This window comes from Nocardioides pollutisoli, assembly GCF_040045055.1.
GTDB lineage: Bacteria > Actinomycetota > Actinomycetes > Propionibacteriales > Nocardioidaceae > Nocardioides > Nocardioides tweenelious.
The window spans coordinates 2,784,168-2,802,224 of sequence record NZ_JBDZDU010000001.1 but is presented as its reverse complement, the minus strand read 5'-3'; the positions used below and the strand labels follow the sequence as shown (position 1 = coordinate 2,802,224).

Here is an 18,057-nt window from a genome sequence, read left to right as displayed (position 1 = left end):
GGGGGACGTAACCTCGACAGTGATGTCGCCCTCGAAGACTGGGCCCTCCCACCGTTCGCCGCCCACCGACCGTCTGAACGCCGCGAACCGCCTGAGATGGTCGTTCGCGCGCCGAGGCGTGGTTCGTCAGTGTGGAGGCGGCAATTCTGCGACGCGATTAGTCGGTGCGTCGTTCGTGTTCAACCTTGCACGTTGGCACGCTGCGAACGCTCCAAGAGCTTCCTCGCGGCTTCCCTGCTCAAGTCCAGCTCCCCGGCGATCTCGTCGAGACTCAGCCCAGACGCGTGAGCCTCTCGAATCCGCTCGTAACGCGCCATCGCAAGATCCGAACGCTTCCGCCGGGCGATCACCGCGTTGTCCCGAGCGGCCCGCTTCTTGGCCTCGCTCGTCGACGATCCCCCGCGCGACATGAACTCCGGCGGCATCGGCGCCCAGCGGCCAGCTGCTTGCAGTTCCTTACGCATCGAAGCCAGTGAGTCAGCGCTCGACGGAGGCCGCCACTGCGCGGCCTCGGGATAGAAGTACGGCGACGGCAGTTGATCGAGGAGTACGCCTTCAAGCACGACCTCATACATGTGCCGCACCATCAAGAACGCGTTGTGCCCGCTCGGCTTGCCGGACTTCTCAGAAATTTCTTCCGGCCTGACCACGGGAAAGAACCACAGCGCGTAGATCTCGTCGCCGCCGGTCAGCACCAGGTTCGGCATCGAGATCCCCGGCGGACGGGTAAGACCACTTGAGTGCCGTACGACGAACGAGTTGATGACGATGTCGGGCGCGGGGTTAACCGGGACCAGGTCCTGGGTCGGATCGAGCAGGCCTTGGTCGATCTCTTCCTCGAGCCCTTCCCAGTACTTCAGAAAGAACTTGTCACCCGCTTCCCCATCAGGTTCGAAAGGTTTGAGCACCCTCATCACACACTCCATATCAATACATAGAAGACCGTACAAACGGACGTACACGGTTGGAGAATGTCCAACCGTAGGAACCGTTTCGCTTCGCTCACGAGCCGATGCCTATGTACTACGTACGGCCATGGAGCTGGAGTTGGATGGTTCTTGTCCAAGAGGTGCCATCGGGATCAGGCGACTGGCCCGCATCCCTGACCTGCGATGGAGTGGGACGATCGCCGTCGGGATATATCTGGGCGCCAAGTCGTCGTCTTCAACTCCCGCAAGGGTGTGAGCGGGGTTCATGTTGTCCGAGCTCGCCTCAGACGGGCGCGGGGTCCGGAGCCGGATCCCGATTCTAATTTCTGAGAATCAGAATTCAGATCTCAATTTTCCCCGCGGGAACTCACGCTGGTTTTTCAGAATCTCAGCTTCACTTCGACGAACCAGGTACTGCGGTCGCGACCGGGGTCCGATGACGTGGAGACTCTGGAACTCTCCGGACGCGATCATCTGATTTACGGTCTGTCGGGACACACCGAAGAGGTCTGCAACCTCGGTTGCCGTCAGCCATTCGGCCAGCCGAGGTGCCTCGTCAGGTTTGGTCACCGGGCTCCCCCTGCTGTAGATCTGCCGACTGGTGCACGAGGCTCATCTTCACCATGTCGCGCGCGCCCCCGCTAGGTACTGCTCATCCTCCACGGTCAGGTGGGAGTCCAGCCGCACACACATGCCGGTCGAACTGATCGCGACCAGGATCCCGGGCATGTACTCCCGGATGGCGACGATGTCAGTGACGAGATGCCATCGACGGTCGCTTGAGTCGGCGATTTCGAGTTGGCTTCGTCCGTCCTCCCCTGCTCGGACCCGGACTTCGGTGCCGAGGACCAAGGGACTGTCGTCGGCGATCGTGTAGTGCGAGTCGTCGTGCGAGCTCATCACCCAGATCCCGCGCGAGAAGAATTTGGTCAGAGTGTCGTGCCAGGTGGAGGTCTGCTCGAGATCGCCATCGACGCGCCATGTCGGGGTACCGCGTTCCCAACGTGGCCTCATCCGTTCAAGAGCAGTCTGTCGTCGCGGCGAAAAGTCCTCGGAGATCACCAAGGCGCCAGTCGTGAGGCAGGAAAGGCACTGCCACTTAGACGAAGGTAGTAGCGGATCTTCGCCAAGCACCAACGTCAAGGTCTCGCCGCACTCAAGGTGAGTTGGTGAGGGATCGTCCGGCTCTGCGCCGGTAGCTACCGAAACCCGTCTCGTGATGGCGTACTTCATCTGAGTCTCCTGTTCTAGGCGGAGAACGCTCAAGGCAGAAAAGTAACTTATAGTGGACCGCTCAGGCGGCACTGAGACGTCACGGTCGAGGTGTGACCTCGCGCCGGCAACCCGCCTACGAGGAAACGGCACACCGCCGACTCCTTGGAGCGCGCATAGCGGAACTGCGCCATGAGCGTGGGTGGAGTCAGCTCGACCTTGCCGGCCGCGCCGATCTGCATCGCCCGTACATCAGTGGGATCGAGACCGGGTCAAGAAATCCGAGCCTCGACTCGCTGGTAAAAATAGCTAACGCATTCCACGTTCCGCTCGTCGAGCTCTTCAAGACGGACGTTTGACCAGGCGCTGCAGCTCAAGCATTGGTCGCTGCAACCCAGACACGCCCGACTCGACGGCTATCGGGTAGCGCACGAGCTACCTGAGCGCTCGCCTCGTCCACCGGGAAGCCCATCAGCTTCAAAAAGACAACGGCGACGGCGGGGGTTCGTTGTTCGGCTCGAACGCAGTGGACGAGCACTCGGTGACCTTCTTGCCGAAGGTCGCGAATGGTCTCGGCTGTGTTTGCAAGGACGAAGCCGAGGTTGGGGTTGGCGTCGGGTGCATCAGAATCGAGGAGCCGAACTTCGACGTGATCCGGTGCCTTGATCCCTGGGGCCGGGACGTCCTGAGTGCCGAGTCGACACAGGGACACCAGTGCGGTGGCGTCGTGCCCGGTGGCGTTGGCGGTGCCGAGCAGAACCTCGTCGTCGGCGATGAGCGTGGCTGCGGACCGAGGCGGCACACCGTATTCAAGGTGCTTCAGCTGTGGCCAGCCTTGCCTGTCTGGGACGCCTCCGGTGGCCGTTAGAGCCGCGAGACGTACAAGGTCCCGAGCGCGCAGACCGGGCCAGCCGTGAAGTTGACGAACCCAGGCAAGCGGTATCGCCGACTGGCCCCAGAAGGCCCCGAGGAGTCCCCCGCCGATGGCAGCGATCGTGTCGGTGTCGTTCCCGATACGGATGGCCGCATGTAGTGCGTCTTGCAGATGCTCGCAGTCGAATTGCCGCTTGGAGTTCCTGTTAGCAGGGTCGGACTGGATGATGGCGGACCATGCTGCTTGGAGCGCGGTGACCGTGAAGCCGTTCGGCGTGAAGCCGCTAGGAGCGGATGTCTCAGCATCGGTGATCCAGTCCCCCCACTGGTTGCGTCGATCTGCGGGGAGAAGGTCGAGGCCGCTCCGGAGGTCCAATCGCTTGTCGAGGACAGCGATGCGGATCGCCTCGGACCAGAGGACGCATGAGTCGCTGGCCAAAGGATCTGCATGCGTCAACTCAGCAACGGCTCGAGCGTTCGCCGCGGTGGCGTCTCGATCATCTAGGGCGCTGATCCCGACGATGGCGGTGCGCATCAGCGCGCCATTCCCTGCGCTGCGCGGATGCTGCTCGGCGTAGCGCTGCGAGGCGTCTCGAAGTCGCTTGGATGGCGACCCCTCGTCGGACCAGGCGCTGCTGAGCACGGTGCTGGTCTGCACGCCGATGTCGCTTGCGCCTTCGCGTCGCCAGCGCAGGAAGTACTCGCTGATCTCATCGAGAGCACCTGGACTGCTTAGGTCGGCGCCACTGGAAGCGACCTGTGCGATGCCGACGGCCATTTGCGTGTCATCGCTCCACTCACCGGGTGCGTAGGGACCGAGACCACCGCCTCTCATCTGAGCCTGTTCATGAGCGGCAGGAGGTCTGGCGAACTCATATGGGACGCCGAGAGCATCGCCGCAGGCTTGCCCGAGGAGAACGCCGCAGGCCCGGTCAGTCTGTGCGGAGGACATTGTCGCGTTCACACCGTCTCCTCAATTGCGCCGTCTCTGCGACTTCGGCCGCTAGAGGGATTGGGGCCACTTCCGCGCCCATGGTTGCCAGTGCGTGACGTTGCTCTTGGTGGGGCGTCCATCGGAGTCGCAGCGTTGGACTGAGTACCTAGTACCGGGGTCTGGGATGTTCACAAAGTGGACGCGGTTGTTCTGACTCATCCACGCCGGCCAACCTTCGGTCGACAGCCCTGGGGACCTCTTGGGCCCCGCAAGGACGAAGTGGACATCGAACGAGATTGCGAGGTCTGAGGGGAAGATCGCGGCAAGGCGTGCAGCCTTGCTCGTCATCTGCGAGTTGCTCCACCCGGTGAAGCCCTTGGCCTCAACAAGGATCGTGTGCGGGCCGTCCTTGTCTTCCCAAGCAATCAGGAGGTCGATGTCCTCCGGGGAAGCCGTCAGTTGCTTGCCACCTGGCCATGGTCTCCTCGTTGCGATCTCAGTGCCCTCGTGTGTCGTGCGCACCGCCGCGTAGAGCCAGTCGAGGGTGTAGTCCATAGCGACGAATGGCGCTTCAGGGATGACTCGCTCGATCGCTGCCCCGATCGTCCTACGCACCTCGTCAGAGAGAATGAAGTCTTGGCCGGCGATCCACTGGAGAAGGATTCCGCGTTCGTGACTGTCGAATGCCCGAAGATTGTCGTCGTAGCCCATCATCCAATGTCCCCCGTCGTGATCGCTCCGCATCATCGTCATCAGAACACGGCCGACCGACCTGGGCGCCGAGAGCACACAGGCAGTAGCTCCGGCCAGCCCAAGTGAACTCGACGATGACTATGACGTCCTGATGGTGCGATACACCGTCGCGCGACTGACTCCAACTACGTTGGCTATTGCCGCGACAGTGTGGCCCCCGGCTTCATGCATGCCACGAACAATCGCGACTTGGTCACTGCTCAGTGCAGGCTTGCGCCCTGGGCGCGAACCGCGCGCACGGGCAGCCGCCAGGCCGGCCTTCGTTCGATCGACGATCAACTCACGCTCGAATTGGGCCAGGGACGCGAAAATATGGAAAATCAGTTTCCCGGTCGATGACGTCGTGTCGATCGTCTCAGTCACGGAGCGGAACCCGACTCCGCGCTCTTCGAGTTCGGCCACGACGGCGACAAGGTGTTTCAGACTCCGCCCCAGGCGATCGAGCTTCCAGACCACCAGAACGTCGCCCGCTCTGAGGTAGTCCAGGGCGGCGGTCAACTCGGGACGATCGGTCCGAGTTCCCCTCGCCTGGTCCTCAAAGATCCGCACGCATCCGAGCTCCTCGAGTGCGGCGCGCTGTAAGTCAGTTCTTTGATCTGTAGTACTCACTCGTACGTATCCGACCAGTTCGCCCACGGCCACCTCCTGACAACTTGACAGTTGTCAGGTTAGCACAATCCATGAGAGCCGATCATTCTGCGACAGCGATTGCGCACACGGATTGTGAACCCCCGATCGCCCACAGATCGTGACGGCGTGCCGAGTGTCCGATAACGAACGTTATTGAGAAGATTCGACGTCAACTATCTGAGAGCCGGCGTCCAACGTCCAGGACGATGCGCGAGGCTATTTCCGTCGGAAGCAATCGCTCGACTCGACCGGCGCTGTCACGGACGGTCCACCGGTCGACGTTGGGGACCTCCAGCGTGAGTTCAGCTGCACCTGGTGCTTCCGCGGTCGTCCTGACCCAGCGATACGGTCCAGATTCAGCGCGCTTAGACCAGAACACACTCGGCCCGCCTCGCCCCTCGAAGTCATCGCGCAACCTGGAGGATCGGTAGCCGATCCATGCGAGGTACGAAACGGATTGCCCCGCAATCGTTCGCACCTCGATGCTGAAAGCCCAGGAATTGCCAGCCGAGTTTCCTTCGGTCATTGCGAGGTAGTCGTCGACATTCAGGGAACCGTCGTACCACTTCACGATGGTCGACGCGACGCCCTGAAACGCATCAGTCAGGCCTTGCTGGATCAGAGTGTGCAACAGCCTGACGGCCGAGTTCCAGATCTCGACTCGCTCCGTGTTCTGAGCTGCTATTCGAGCCCGTAGGAGGTCGTAGTCCTGCCCAACCTTGGCGGCTCGTTCCAACGCGAGCAGGGCGTCTTCAGCGCGCTGCACGATCAGCTCGGCGATGCTGCTGAGGTCTCCACCAGCATCAGACTCCGCCAGTCCCTCGTAGTAGCGAACGCGATCCTTGCGGCGCACGATGAGAGCGGGATAGCCCGAACGGATTAGCTCAAGGTTCATGATGGCCCTTGCCGTTCGACCGTTACCGTCGAGATACGGGTGAATGTGCGTGAGCCAGGTGTGCAGCACCGTAGCTCGCAGGACCGGAGGAACCGACGGGTTCGACATTGACCATCTCTCCCAGTCCTCCATAGCCGCCATGACCTCCTTCCACGTTTTCGGTGGTCGGTGATCAGCTCCAGAAATTCGAATCGGCTCGTTCCGAAATAGTCCGGAGCCCGCACTGTTGCCGAGGATCAGCGAGTGGATCTCGTTGAGCCGTGGGATGTCCAGCGGCTCGTCGGATCGCGCCAACTCGACAACTCGCTCCAGGGCCGAGGCCAAGTTACGTGCGTCGCGAGCGAAGGCGGGGTCGTGACCCGATATTGCAATGCCCTGCAGTACCGCCAGCTGTGTCTCATTGACAGAGAGGGTGCTTCCCTCGATGCCATTGGACTCCGCAATCTGCTCGAACCGAGTGTTTCCGAAGTGGGCTCGAAGGGTGGCATCGGTCAAAGTGCCCTGTGCGCGGAGCATCTCAACCCGCTCGTACAGCTCACGCTGCCGGTCGAAGATGCCCGGGTCGCTCAGAAGGTACGGCGTGCCCTTAAGGTCGATCACAGAGTGAGTGTGCCCGTAGTCTCCGGTTCGCGCACGAGGTAAGCGTGTGAGGGTGTCGTTGGCTGGTTCGGCACTTACCGGAGGGCCTAGGCGTACGCGCCGAAGCGCTGCGCGCGCTCGGATAGGGAAGCCAATTCCACCAGAGCGAGGACGTACCAGTCGCGCGATCCGTCGGATCCCACTACGGTCAGTTCATGTGAAAACGACCAGAGCCGCACCCGCGAGTCGAATCGTCACGAGGGTGACTGGAGGCGGCGAATGTGCGGCTCGAAGACGGCGGAGAAGCGATGCTGGCGGCAGTACCGGGCATACCTCAGCGTTTGTCGCACAGCACCTGCCCATCTCCTACATCTCGCCGAGATGCCATTCGAAACGAGACTCGGTTGCTTGAACGACAAGCCCGATGCCGAGTTGCTCGAGCAAGGCAATCAAGTCGTCGGCCGGCGGCGTAGGGACGAGGATGGCGAGCCGCGAGTCGCTCGGAACGAGTCGCCGATAGTCGAGAAGCTGACCTATCGCCATACGAACGTTTTCACGCGTGGAAGCAGCTTTTGCCTCGTACAGCACGCGCCCATCGATGTCGTAGACATCGGTGTAGAGCGGTGCGATTGCACCCGCCGGCCGGACCCTGTATCTGCGCAGCGTCCGTCCTTGGGAGCTCATGAACACCCTGAACCGGCGGGTGAGTAGAGCCTCTCTACGAACCCCCTCCGCCTGCGCCACCGGAGAGACAAGGAATGTCGCAGCACCGTCCGCTTCCAATTCGACCTCAGTCGAGTCGTCCTCCACGGAGGTTGCGGCCTCGCGGAGCTGAGTGGGTTCGACGGCCTCACTCATGGCTTCGTTTCGATCCGCAACATCACCGATCGCACTCACGTCCTGCGGTCGGCGGAGGAAGGCGCCGACAGGACGCAGGCGGAAAACGACGACGGAGCGAAGCACACCTTCCGTGTCAGGGGCCTCGGCCCTAACGAACGGAAGCAATGAATCGATCTGGAACTCGCCGAGGTACACCTGGCGCTTGGCCGAAGATGTGGACTCGAACCCATCGGCCACAAACAACCTCAGCGCACGTCCGTCCACGACATGGTCGACAATCGCCCTGTTGCCTACCCGGATCCGTTGATCGCCGCTGCGGCCTTCGCCTGTGTACAGGAAGACGTCGGCGTCTCGATCCCAACCGTCATACGTGTAGCCGTAGATCTCTCCCGCCGCGGGATCGGAGTATAGGAAGACATTGGGACTCGTGCTCGACGGTTGGATCCCACCGCGCTCCGCACCCCCGTAGAGCTCGGCCCGATCAGCGCGATTCAGATCATCGCCTGGACCAAGATCCCAGCTGACAGTCGTTGGGGAGGGTGTGCTTCCCCCTGCAACTTCCCATCCAGCAGCGCTCAGGGCCCAGATCCCAGGCGAGCTATCGGGTCGAAGCAAACCCTCTCGAACCATGTCCATACGTTCATAACTGGCGCGATTCATCCAGTTTGCCTCGTGCGGTCGCTGACTCGGAGGTTGTAGATCCTGGACGGTCCAATGTTGCTGGAATCGGTGATTCATGGCTACCAAGACATCCCTACGCCGCCCGGCACCACCTGGAAGGCCGGCAAGAGTCTCGAGGATCATCTGCCGCAGCTCGGCCTGCTGGGTGAGAGGCACGGGGCATACTCCCACACCACGAGTCACCCGGACTTGAGTCGACCAGGTTCACCGGACTCGAAGGTAGAACCCCGACGTGCCCGCGCCGTTCCCCGACTTGGGCGGCCTAGTTACCTACTCCCGCGAAGCCAGTTGACCAGCAAGCGAGCCGAGCCGAACCTCCTGAAGGATCGTCTCCAACTCGTCACTGATCTTCCGCGCCGCACGATGTCCGGCGCTCGCGGCCTCCACTAGCGACAGCACCCGATCCTGCTCGACCGGAGCAGGCATCGGCACCAACGAAGCAAGAATGTCGTCTGGCCGAACCGATGCGTAATTGGTCGCCCCCTTCGCCGACAGGCTCCCCGCAATGAACTCAGACTCAGACAGGAGGGCCAACCACCCCGGCCGGCACACAGACTCGTCTAGATCGAAAGCAAAATAGTGGCTCGAAACGATCGCGCCATGGAGCTCCTCGGGAACCATTCCCATACCGCCGAGTCGAGCATCGATCTCCGCTACGACGAACTGTCCAGCCTCGACTAGGTACTGGGTCTTCGTCTTGATCTGACGTCCGAGCACTTCGTCACGGAGAAAGAGGCCGCGCCCATGGAACGAGACCCGGACCCGCTTGTAGTTCATGTCGTCGACCACACGGACCGCGTCGCGTCTCTGAGTCAGACAGGAACTGAGCGGCCGCGTCTCGTAACCCTCGAGTTGTTCCCCGGGATCGAATCCGAGGGTGTTGTCCAGCAGCCCAACACTCGCCGTGAGGTTTGGCAGCGCCTCGCGAACGCGTTCCAGGCGCTCGGCCGCGTCCTGCAGGGTCAAGGGGGACTCACCGGCCGGCTTGATGGGCCTTAGGTCGCAATCCTCGCCGAGGTCAGCAACATCCACCAACCACGATGACTCCCCCTCGATGCGCTCGCGAACGATGGCGGCGTACGGCGCCATCGCCTCCGAAGTCAGAGGCTTTCGAACCCGACTAAAGTTCTTCGCCCCCGCAGGAGGCTGAATCTCTACGTACAGAATCTCTTCAGTTGGACCGGGACCATCGATGAATACCAAGTCCGTCTTGACGTCCTTATACCAAATTCCTTTGGCGGGTACGCTCACGATCGTGTGAACGTTCCACTGTTCAAGCATCTGCTTTCTGAATCCGGCGAAGACACCCTCGTTACTCAGGAAGCTCTCGGGAAGTACGACGCCAAGTCGACCGCTGTCCCTGAGTTTCGCGAGTATCAGCTGCATGAAGAGAAGCTGAGTCGAACTACTCTTGATGGGAAAATTCCGCTGAACCTGAGGATGTTCGGCACCACCGAATGGTGGATTTGTAAGAATTACTTCGAACTGTTCCGCTTGCGTGATGTGGCGAATGTCCCTCTCGAGCGCATTCCGGTGTTCAATATTCGGCTCCGTCACGCCATGCAGCAGCAAATTCATGGTTCCAAGAAGAAATGGAAATTCGCCCGAATCTTGACCGAAAAGCGAGCTTCGGTGAAGTACCAGATCGTCCTGAGTAGTGGCGACCTGCGGTTGGAGATGCTCGAAAGCCTCGACGAGGAAGCCTCCGGAACCGGAACAGGGATCGAGAACACGCTCCCCGATCTGAGGATTAACGATGTCCACCATGAACTCAATCAGAGGCCTCGGCGTGTAATGCTCGCCGGACCAACCCGAGTCGCTGCCCATCTGAGCAAGCAGCGTCTCATAGATGACACTCATGGAGTGGTAGTCACTATTTTCCCGAAACTCAATCCTGTCAACAATCTTCAGGACCTCAGCCAGTACGTAACCGCTCTTCATCACGACGCTAACGCCGTCAAATAGGCGCGCAATCTTTCGATGCGCATCAGTCTCATTACGGGCACGCAAGTAAGGGAAAAGCTCGTTAATTACGAACTCGATCAGTTCATCGCCGCTATATTGCCCCCTCGCCCAGTCGCTCCATTTGTAGGGAGACTCGATAACTCGCGAATAGCTGACGCCGTCGACTTCGGCAACAAGCTCCTTGTCATCCTCGACCTGCTCGAAGACTTTTAGAAATAGCAGCCACGAGAAGTGCTCGAGGTACTTCGCTGTACCCTTTGTGTTGTCGTCAGCGCGCATCTTGTCGCTCGCCGATTTTACGATTCGCTGCAGTTCCTGCATGTTCAAGCGACGCCACCGTTCCTATAAAGCTCGAGCCGAGCGATCTGAAGGATACGGCGCACCTCCCCCGCGCCGCCCAAGAGCCTTGCAGTTGCCTCTAGGCCACCAATCGCTTGCAGGCTAGGCGTCCGGAAGACGGCGGCCGAGTCAAGCTCGTCCACGCCGCCGACGCGGTACTGGTCGAGTAACGCTCGCAGCACTGACTGCTCGTCGACCGACAGCTCGGGCATGACCGTGTCCGCTCGATCCTCGACGCGACTCGCACGTTCGTCACGGGTCCGCAACGGTGCCGTGAAAGCAGCGTGTGCCAAGAGATCGACACCATCGACGTCGGTCCGAGCCAGCACAAGAGCTAGCAGGTCAGGATCCACTTGCCTTTCTCGCAAGGCCGCCCTGAGGCGACTTCGTGAGTCCGGGTCCCGCCATAGTTCGACGAGCGTGGCCGAGCCCTCGTCCAAAGTCTCGCGGATACGCCGCCCAGCGAGGTCGACGTACTCGGAGACGGTGAGCTGGCGGCCATCGGGAGACAGATTGAGTGTGACCTCCGACGACAGGGTGACCTCGACGCCGGAAATTGTCACTCTCCCGAGCGCACGTTCTGCAGTGGACATCGTGAGGTGCGTCTCCGTGGACGGCTCGGTCAGACTCACAGGCCCACGGAACGGCGAAAACCCGGCAGCACTGACCCGAAGGGTCAGTTCGCCGAGCGGCAAGTTCGCGAGGCGACACGTCCCATCAGGTCCCGTAGATCCTCGTCCGAGGGTCCGCCGGCCGAAGCTGACTGCGACACGTGCACCTGCCACGGCAGCGCCGTCGGCCGCTACGACATGGACCGACAGAACTGCGGTACCAATCAGATTCTCGTCGTCAGGCGGAGACGGCAGGTCCCAAGCGTCCAGAAGTCTCGTTGCATTTGTGTAGTCGACGACTCTGAAGAATAGTTTCTGGGAGTCTGGATCGAGTCGGGTGCCGCGACCAAGTATTTGCTTGAATACGACCGGGCTAGACACCGGCTTCATGAAGACAACGTTGCGAAGGCTGGGAATGTCTACCCCCGTGCTCAAAAGGTCAACCGTAGTTGCCAATAGAGGTTGTCGATTTCGACGATTCTGAAATTCCTCGAGGAGAGCGGCGGCATCTCGCTCTTCGGAGACGATCCGTACCGCGTACCTATTGAGACCCTCTGGTACTCCCAATAGATTCTGCAACTGCGTACGAACGGTGTCCGCATGCGCGGCCGAGACACAGAAGACGATGGTCCTCTGGTGCGGTCCCCATTCTCTAATCTTTGAAGCAAGGTGTTCGGTCAGCACTCGCGTGCGATCCGGAACCGATATTTCCCGCTCAAACTGCTGCATCGAGTATGCATCTCGAACTGTCAGATCTTCCGGCACAAAGAGTTCCGCACCAAGCTCGAGTTCTCGAGTGATATGCAGACCGCTCTGGTCGATGTTCGTGGAGACCTGGAGTACCTGGTAAGTGGCAAGAAAGCCGTCCTCGATTCCACGCGAAAGTGAATACTCATAGTCGGCCTGTCCTTGACCGTTAGAATCCAGATTTTCAGCTCCGAAATACGCGTAGGTGTCGAGATTATCGGCACGTTTCGGCGTCGCGGTTAATCCGATCTGAACCGAACTCTCGAAATGTTCAAGAATCGCACGCCAATCCCCATACCCTGAACGATGACATTCGTCGACTACCACGCAATCAAAGTAGTCGCGAGGATATGACTCAAATAATTTGGCACCGCCTCGCGTGCTATACAGTGTCTGATAGGTGGCGAAATGAATATCGCGCAGCATGGGCAACTCGTCGTCTTCTCCGACGACGCCACGCGCGTCTCCGAATGCCGCAAAGCTGTTATAGGCTTGCGAGAGCAAGGCAAGACGGTCGACCAGGAATAGCGTCTTCCGTGAGGTATTGGTTCGCCACAACTTCCAGACGATATTGCCAGCGACGACAGTTTTGCCCGTGCCGGTCGCTAGGTTCAACAAGACCCGTCGGCGGCCAGTCATCGCTGCTTCAACGGCAATCTTGATCGCTCGTTCTTGGTAGTATCTCAGCGGGCGATCAACAAGGGCCGGAGAGCGAAGAGGATTTGGTTCGGGTTGGCCGAATGCACTGCTCTGGCAATCGACTACCTGGGCCGGACTGGGCGGAGTCGACGACTCTGTGATGAAACCAGTACGTAGGTCCTGAATCAGAAACCCGTGCCCATTCGATGACATCGCTATTGGGACCCCGAGGTCGGTTGCGTACGCCACTGCTTGGTGAAGGCCCGCACCAACCGCATGCCCTTCATCCTTCGCCTCGAGTACGGCGAGTGCAGACCCGCCTGGACGCTCACGGAGGACGTAGTCGACGAACTGTGGGACGTCCCTGTGGACGTCGTCGCCAATCAGGAACGCCCGGCCGGCTTTATATCGGTACTCCCGATCAAGTAGCCCATCCGACCAACCGGCATCGTGCAGAAGCGGGTCGATCAAGTCGCGACGCGTCGTTGCCTCGTCGCGAGTCATGATGAGACCGACCAGTCGACCGCACGGGCCCCGTCTCTTACGGGGCGCGCTGATCTAGAGAGAACCATGGGGCAACACTTTCAGAGAGCGCGACCGCACGACGGCATTTGCCCTCCGACCCACCTGGCCGTGCACCACCGCCGGTCTCACTCTCGCGGCTTGCGACGCACGTTGCGTCGTGCAAGCCGCTGGCGTCGCGCACGGTTCGGACTAGTCTTTCGGTGGCAATTCGCCGATCTTCACGTGGGCCAACCAAAGCCGATTGAGCGCGATCAACACGCACATCACGAGGTGAAAGAACAGGAAGGTCAAGATGGCGGTCCACGCTGGAGACAGCGGATGTGCCGACTCGCCCGGAGCCGGTGGTGCCTGCGTACCTGACGCCACGACCATGGACGTAATCAGGAGAAGGCCGACAAGGACTGCCCAGCTGACGTTGGCGAACAACTCCCGAACGTCCGCGATGAGCGGGTCATACGGCGACAGCTTCTCGTCTCGTCGCACCCGCAGGTAGAGAGTGAAGACACTGCCGACCATGCCGAACAACAGGGCAGTGAAGACACTAATGCCGCCAAGCAGCTTGGAAACGTCGTAGAGCTTCAAACCGAAGATGAGGGCGGCGCCCGAAAACGCGAGCGGGATACCCAACAACCCCAGGTAGTCCCAGATCCGCCTCTTGTCGTCATTTGCTGCATCGCGCAACGTGTTGAAGTGCGCTGAGATGATGTCGCTAACGTCCCACTTAGCGCTCATCGCTCACCACCCTCACGTAGCTCCAGCGAGCACCTGATCCGCGTCCAACCCCATCGCTGTCAGCGTCTCACGGGCCTCCGACAGTACCTCTGCGCGGAACGTGGCGTCCTCCGGACGAGGATCGTCGTCATCCGACAGCTCGTGTAGAAAGCGGGGGTAGTCCTTCTGGATGATGACGGTCTTCGGCCCGTCGGGCCCCACCATCTCAACCTTGGTCTCCTCGGGGTTGAAGCCGGATGGAATGTCAGCAACGACGGACCTCGCACTGAGGCGCCGCTTCACCAGCTTGTCGATCCAATCCGTCGGCAGCATCTCTCCCCGGTATCCCCGGATGACCCAATCACGCGCCTGTACCCGCCGAGCCTTATCGCTGCTCCGCTCGTACGACGTGAAGGTCACCTTCTGCAGCATGGCGTCGTCCAGGTACTTCAACCATGCCGGCGCCTCGACTGCTGCGCTCTCACGCGGCCAGAGATTGTCATCCGGGAAACGCGGACCGAACCAGTCGCGGAACTCCGGCCAAAGGGTGCTCATGAAGCTCCGATTGCTGACCACCTCCGCGACCATCAAGCCGTGATAACCAGTCTTCGGGACGATCAGCACGCCGCGGATGAGATACGTCGGGGCGTCCTGCGCGCGAATCGCGTAGGCCTCACTGTGATCGCTCGTGTCGATCACACGTCCCTTAACGCCCCACCGGCCGACCTCGACGTCGAACCAGACGCAGCGTCCCTTCGTTTGCTTCTTCACAAGCCTGATGTACCGCTGCTTCTTGCACGCGCGCCCAGTGCCGATGTGGTTTTTCAGGAACTCAGGAAAGATCTTCAGCAGGTCGTCTCCACGCCCAGTAACGTCATGGAGCAAACGCTCTGCGTCCTTCTTAGCGTTCATCTTGCGCACAACGACGTCGTGCAGGGCGAACTGATGCTTTGGCATTGGACCGCTCCACGTGTCGGGTGACTGGCGCCGATCCTGACACCAATTCGAGACCAGTAATCCATTTTGCACGGCGTGTCGTGCTCGACCAGGGGCCGAGATGCGTCCACTCCCGGGCCGAGCGACGGTGCCACGGCCTGCTGCTATTGACACAACCGGGCCGTCGTTGCATAGCCGCAGACTTGCCGCGACCACGCACCTAAAGCGCGGAGTCTTCTGAATCCGGGCGTGCACTTGGTCGTCAACCTCATATGAGGTCTCGACAGCTGCGGACGCCGCAAGCCATACGAAACTCATCCGTTTTCGTGTCACTCACGGGCGCTCGGCTAACCAGCCGGCGGGCCGTACGGCGACAGCCCCCGCATGAACGGTGCGATCACCTCGGCACTGAACTGTGGATCAGGGGGCAGGCAAAGTTCTCGGCTCAACGGATCGATCCGTTGTCGGTAGTTCTGAGCCCATGCCATCCACTCTTCCGCCGCCTTCCGGTCACCCGAGCCGAGCCTAGTGACCCTTGCCTCCATCGCATTTAGGTAGGCATCGAGTCTGTGCGCCTCGTGCCAGCCCTCGACCTGCGCTAGTAGCACGCCTGCTCGGTGATGCTCACGCGCTTGCACGACCGCCTCGTCGTGGATCTGCTCCCACTGCCGCTTACGTGCGTCCCGTTCCAATTCCCGTTCCCGTTCCCGCGCCTCGTCCGCGGCTGCCCTAAGTTCCAACTCTTGGAGCACGTGTGGGAGCCGGTCCTCCAGATTGATCGTCTTGGTGTCACTGAATGATTCCTGTCTGACGTGCCACCCCCGATCGAGCTTGATCCGCAGTCGACCCGACGGAAGGTAGTCGTACTTCGGGATCGTGGACCACGAGTAGCGCGCCTTGCGCTCCAACTCTTGTCTGGTCGGCTCGTGGGACACCCGGTCGTTCAACTCGTCCATAACGATCGTGTTGGGGTGTTTCCCGATCGTGATAACGAGGTGACCCTTGGCATGGCGATATCCCTGCTCTGCCTTCGGTGCGGCGACCGCGTAACCCCGGGCCGCGGCTGCCTGCGCGATCGCGTCGAGGATCCGCAGTGCGCGCGCCCTGACCCCGCGCTTCATCTGCAAGCGCTGCTTGTCGTCTCGCAGCGCGACCACCGCTGGATGCGGGCCGCGCAACGCATCGGCAACCTGAATCGGGTCTAGTTCAACCGTCATCCAGTCGGGCCTGTGTTCGAGCCGGATCAGCCGCTCGTACCTGTCCGCACCCATTGCAATCTTGAGGCGCTTGCCGTCGGGCACCTTCTTGTGCCGGGTCGCTGACAAGATCAGATTCTCCCAGTAGCCGATCTCGTTCGCGGGGATCTTGATCTCGCCGCCCCCAGCGGCGAGATCCGCCATCAATTGATCGGCGGGCCGCAGACCTGTCACTTTCGGCTCGCGCGTCGGCCGGGTGTGAGTAGCAGGAGTGAATGGCACAAACGCTGACTCAGCGGTGGCGGACCAGTGGCCCGCCGGGTACTCGCCGTGCTCCACGAAGTACCTGCCTGCGTCCGTAGGTTCGGCCTTCCAGACACCCTTGCGTTTCGAGACCGTCGCGAGCCGGCGGTTCTGCAACGCGACCGCCGTCGTCTTGTGACTGACCCCGATCATGACTCCATCGGGGCAACCGGCCACCAACCACCCCAGCACTTCCATCTGCCGCGCATTCATAGTCCGCTCGGCCATCCGTCAACCTCCCGCCGTACCTCGGTCCACTCAGCGGATCGACTGCACTCTCGCGCCCTGCTTCTCCGGGCTCTCAATACCTTTGACACGAGGCCCTGAGCGTTGCATCCGAGCTCAGGGCGGTCGATGTCAACCGCACTCTGGTACGTCGAGCACATCCTGACCCCGGGGAGGCCGGAGGGCACTGTCAGGCAACCAAGCAGCAGGATTAATCCACGCCAGCCGGTACCAGATATCACCGTCGAGGCGTACGACACACGAGACTTTCACTGTTGTACCGGTAAGAACGTTGCTGACAGCCATTCGCCCTCCAGGCTCGCCTACCGGCTGCACAGTGGGGCCGCGCCCAACGGCGACCATCTCGACCGGTTCGGGATCGGGACGCGCCAGTTCGTAGCCGGTAGCTAGAAACGCTGCCAACATCGCCGCGGCACAGCCACCAATCAACCAAACGCGGTCACGGTCATCGTTGGCGTCAAACGCAGCGGCAAGAAGGCCGGCGCCGGTCGCGAACGCTCCTGCCACGACGACATTTAAGACAACGGAGGCGTCCCACAAGGCGGTGATGGCACCGAGGCTTCCCAACAGCGAGACGACAACGACGCCCCCGACTAGCAGGGCCCGATGACGACGACTTCGCTCCACGGGGCAAACACTCGCACGCCGTCGAATGGCTCGCAGATAGGCGGTCGCAAACCCTCTAGACGTCTCCGCACACGCCGCGAACGCTGTACCGTGCTCCAGGACAGTCCGGGTGCGGGAACCGGAGCTCGAAGACTTCCTCGGCCGACACGACCCGGTCGCCGCCCGGGATCGCTGCGGCCAGGCAGTTCAACATCGTGGTCTTGCCTGCCTGGGTCCCACCGGCGACGAGGATGTTGAGACCGGCGCGCACCGAGGCCTCGAGGAAGGCGGCGGCCGGTGGCGTGAGACTGCCGAGCTCGACCAGGTCGCCGAGCCTGGCGGCGCGCAGCACGAACTTGCGGATGTTCACTGCCGAGAAGCCTCGGCTGATGCCCTCGAGGACGACGTGGAGGCGGTGCCCCTCGGGCAGCATCGCGTCGACGAAGGGCTGGCTGACGTCGATCCGCCGGCCGCTGGACTTGAGCATCCGCTCGACGAGCTCGCTCACCTGCGCACTGGTCAGCACCAGCGTCGTCAGCTCGTGACGGCCGCGGCGTGCGACGAAGACCCGGGACGGGTCGTTGATCCAGATCTCCTCCACGGTCGGGTCGTCGAGGAAGGGCTGCAGCGGGCCGAAGCCGGAGACCCGGGCGACCAGCTCGCCGACGAGTGCGCCGACGTCGGGCACCGGTGCGACCACGCCGGTGAGGCTGCGCTCGTCGTGCTCGCGGACGACGCCCTCGGCGATCCGGCGGACCAGGGCCGCGTCGCGCTGCGGGTCGATCGCCTCGCCGCGGACCAGCTCGCGCACGCGCTGGTCGAGCACCTCGACGAGCTCGTCGTGCGCGCCGGAGACGCGACGTGTGGCTGGCTGGGTCAGTGACATAGGTCCCCCGAGACGGATTCC

16 protein-coding genes are annotated in these 18,057 nt (G+C 61.5%); 1 reads left to right on the top strand and 15 read right to left on the bottom strand.

Features of this window, described 5'->3' with window-relative positions:
- Window positions 1–179: 179 nt before the first annotated feature.
- The 3 genes from ABLE68_RS13680 to ABLE68_RS13675 all read right to left on the bottom strand — a co-directional run bounded on the left by ABLE68_RS13680 (window position 180) and on the right by ABLE68_RS13675 (window position 2,162).
- Window positions 180–914: a type I phosphoribosyltransferase gene (locus ABLE68_RS13680; protein ID WP_348872029.1), complete on the bottom strand. Its 735-nt coding sequence runs from the start codon at window positions 912–914 to the stop codon at window positions 180–182.
- 348 nt (window positions 915–1,262) lie between these two features.
- Window positions 1,263–1,499: a helix-turn-helix domain-containing protein gene (locus tag ABLE68_RS22325; RefSeq protein ID WP_425475631.1), complete on the bottom strand. Its 237-nt coding sequence runs from the start codon at window positions 1,497–1,499 to the stop codon at window positions 1,263–1,265.
- 48 nt (window positions 1,500–1,547) lie between these two features.
- On the bottom strand, window positions 1,548–2,162 hold the full coding sequence (locus ABLE68_RS13675; RefSeq protein WP_348872028.1) for a hypothetical protein: 615 nt from the start codon (window positions 2,160–2,162) through the stop codon (window positions 1,548–1,550).
- Between the two features lie 92 nt (window positions 2,163–2,254).
- On the opposite strand from ABLE68_RS13675, the gene ABLE68_RS22320 reads away from it, so the two are divergent.
- Complete coding sequence (locus ABLE68_RS22320) at window positions 2,255–2,500, top strand: helix-turn-helix domain-containing protein (protein WP_425475630.1); 246 nt, start codon at window positions 2,255–2,257, stop codon at window positions 2,498–2,500.
- 14 nt (window positions 2,501–2,514) lie between these two features.
- Here the strand turns inward: ABLE68_RS22320 and ABLE68_RS13670 are convergent, their stop codons facing one another.
- From ABLE68_RS13670 to ABLE68_RS13615, 12 genes are all read right to left on the bottom strand, one after another.
- Complete coding sequence (locus ABLE68_RS13670; RefSeq protein WP_348873275.1) at window positions 2,515–3,966, bottom strand: ADP-ribosylglycohydrolase family protein; 1,452 nt, start codon at window positions 3,964–3,966, stop codon at window positions 2,515–2,517.
- Between the two features lie 51 nt (window positions 3,967–4,017).
- Window positions 4,018–4,662, bottom strand: coding sequence for a hypothetical protein (locus ABLE68_RS13665; protein ID WP_348872027.1), 645 nt, complete (start codon window positions 4,660–4,662; stop codon window positions 4,018–4,020).
- Window positions 4,663–4,779: 117 nt separating this feature from the next.
- Window positions 4,780–5,337, bottom strand: coding sequence for a recombinase family protein (locus ABLE68_RS13660; protein WP_348872026.1), 558 nt, complete (start codon window positions 5,335–5,337; stop codon window positions 4,780–4,782).
- Window positions 5,338–5,500: 163 nt separating this feature from the next.
- Window positions 5,501–6,826 (bottom strand): Fic family protein, encoded by a 1,326-nt coding sequence (locus tag ABLE68_RS13655; protein WP_348872025.1) that lies wholly within the window; start codon window positions 6,824–6,826, stop codon window positions 5,501–5,503.
- Window positions 6,827–7,171: 345 nt separating this feature from the next.
- Entirely contained in the window at window positions 7,172–8,482 is a 1,311-nt protein-coding gene (locus tag ABLE68_RS13650; RefSeq protein WP_348872023.1) for an SRA domain-containing endonuclease, read from the bottom strand.
- A gap of 114 nt (window positions 8,483–8,596) precedes the next feature.
- Window positions 8,597–10,612, bottom strand: coding sequence for an N-6 DNA methylase (locus tag ABLE68_RS13645; protein ID WP_348873274.1), 2,016 nt, complete (start codon window positions 10,610–10,612; stop codon window positions 8,597–8,599).
- A 2-nt stretch (window positions 10,613–10,614) separates the two neighbouring features.
- Window positions 10,615–13,131, bottom strand: a complete 2,517-nt coding sequence (locus ABLE68_RS13640) for a DEAD/DEAH box helicase family protein (protein ID WP_348872022.1) — start codon at window positions 13,129–13,131, stop codon at window positions 10,615–10,617.
- A 210-nt stretch (window positions 13,132–13,341) separates the two neighbouring features.
- Entirely contained in the window at window positions 13,342–13,884 is a 543-nt protein-coding gene (locus ABLE68_RS13635; protein WP_348872021.1) for a hypothetical protein, read from the bottom strand.
- Between the two features lie 12 nt (window positions 13,885–13,896).
- Entirely contained in the window at window positions 13,897–14,820 is a 924-nt protein-coding gene (locus ABLE68_RS13630; RefSeq protein ID WP_348872020.1) for a hypothetical protein, read from the bottom strand.
- 326 nt (window positions 14,821–15,146) lie between these two features.
- Entirely contained in the window at window positions 15,147–16,526 is a 1,380-nt protein-coding gene (locus tag ABLE68_RS13625; RefSeq protein ID WP_348872019.1) for a hypothetical protein, read from the bottom strand.
- A 129-nt stretch (window positions 16,527–16,655) separates the two neighbouring features.
- Complete coding sequence (locus ABLE68_RS13620; RefSeq protein WP_348872018.1) at window positions 16,656–17,171, bottom strand: hypothetical protein; 516 nt, start codon at window positions 17,169–17,171, stop codon at window positions 16,656–16,658.
- Window positions 17,172–17,226: 55 nt separating this feature from the next.
- Window positions 17,227–18,036 (bottom strand): TadA family conjugal transfer-associated ATPase, encoded by an 810-nt coding sequence (locus tag ABLE68_RS13615; protein ID WP_348872017.1) that lies wholly within the window; start codon window positions 18,034–18,036, stop codon window positions 17,227–17,229.
- Between the last annotated feature and the right edge of the window lie 21 nt (window positions 18,037–18,057).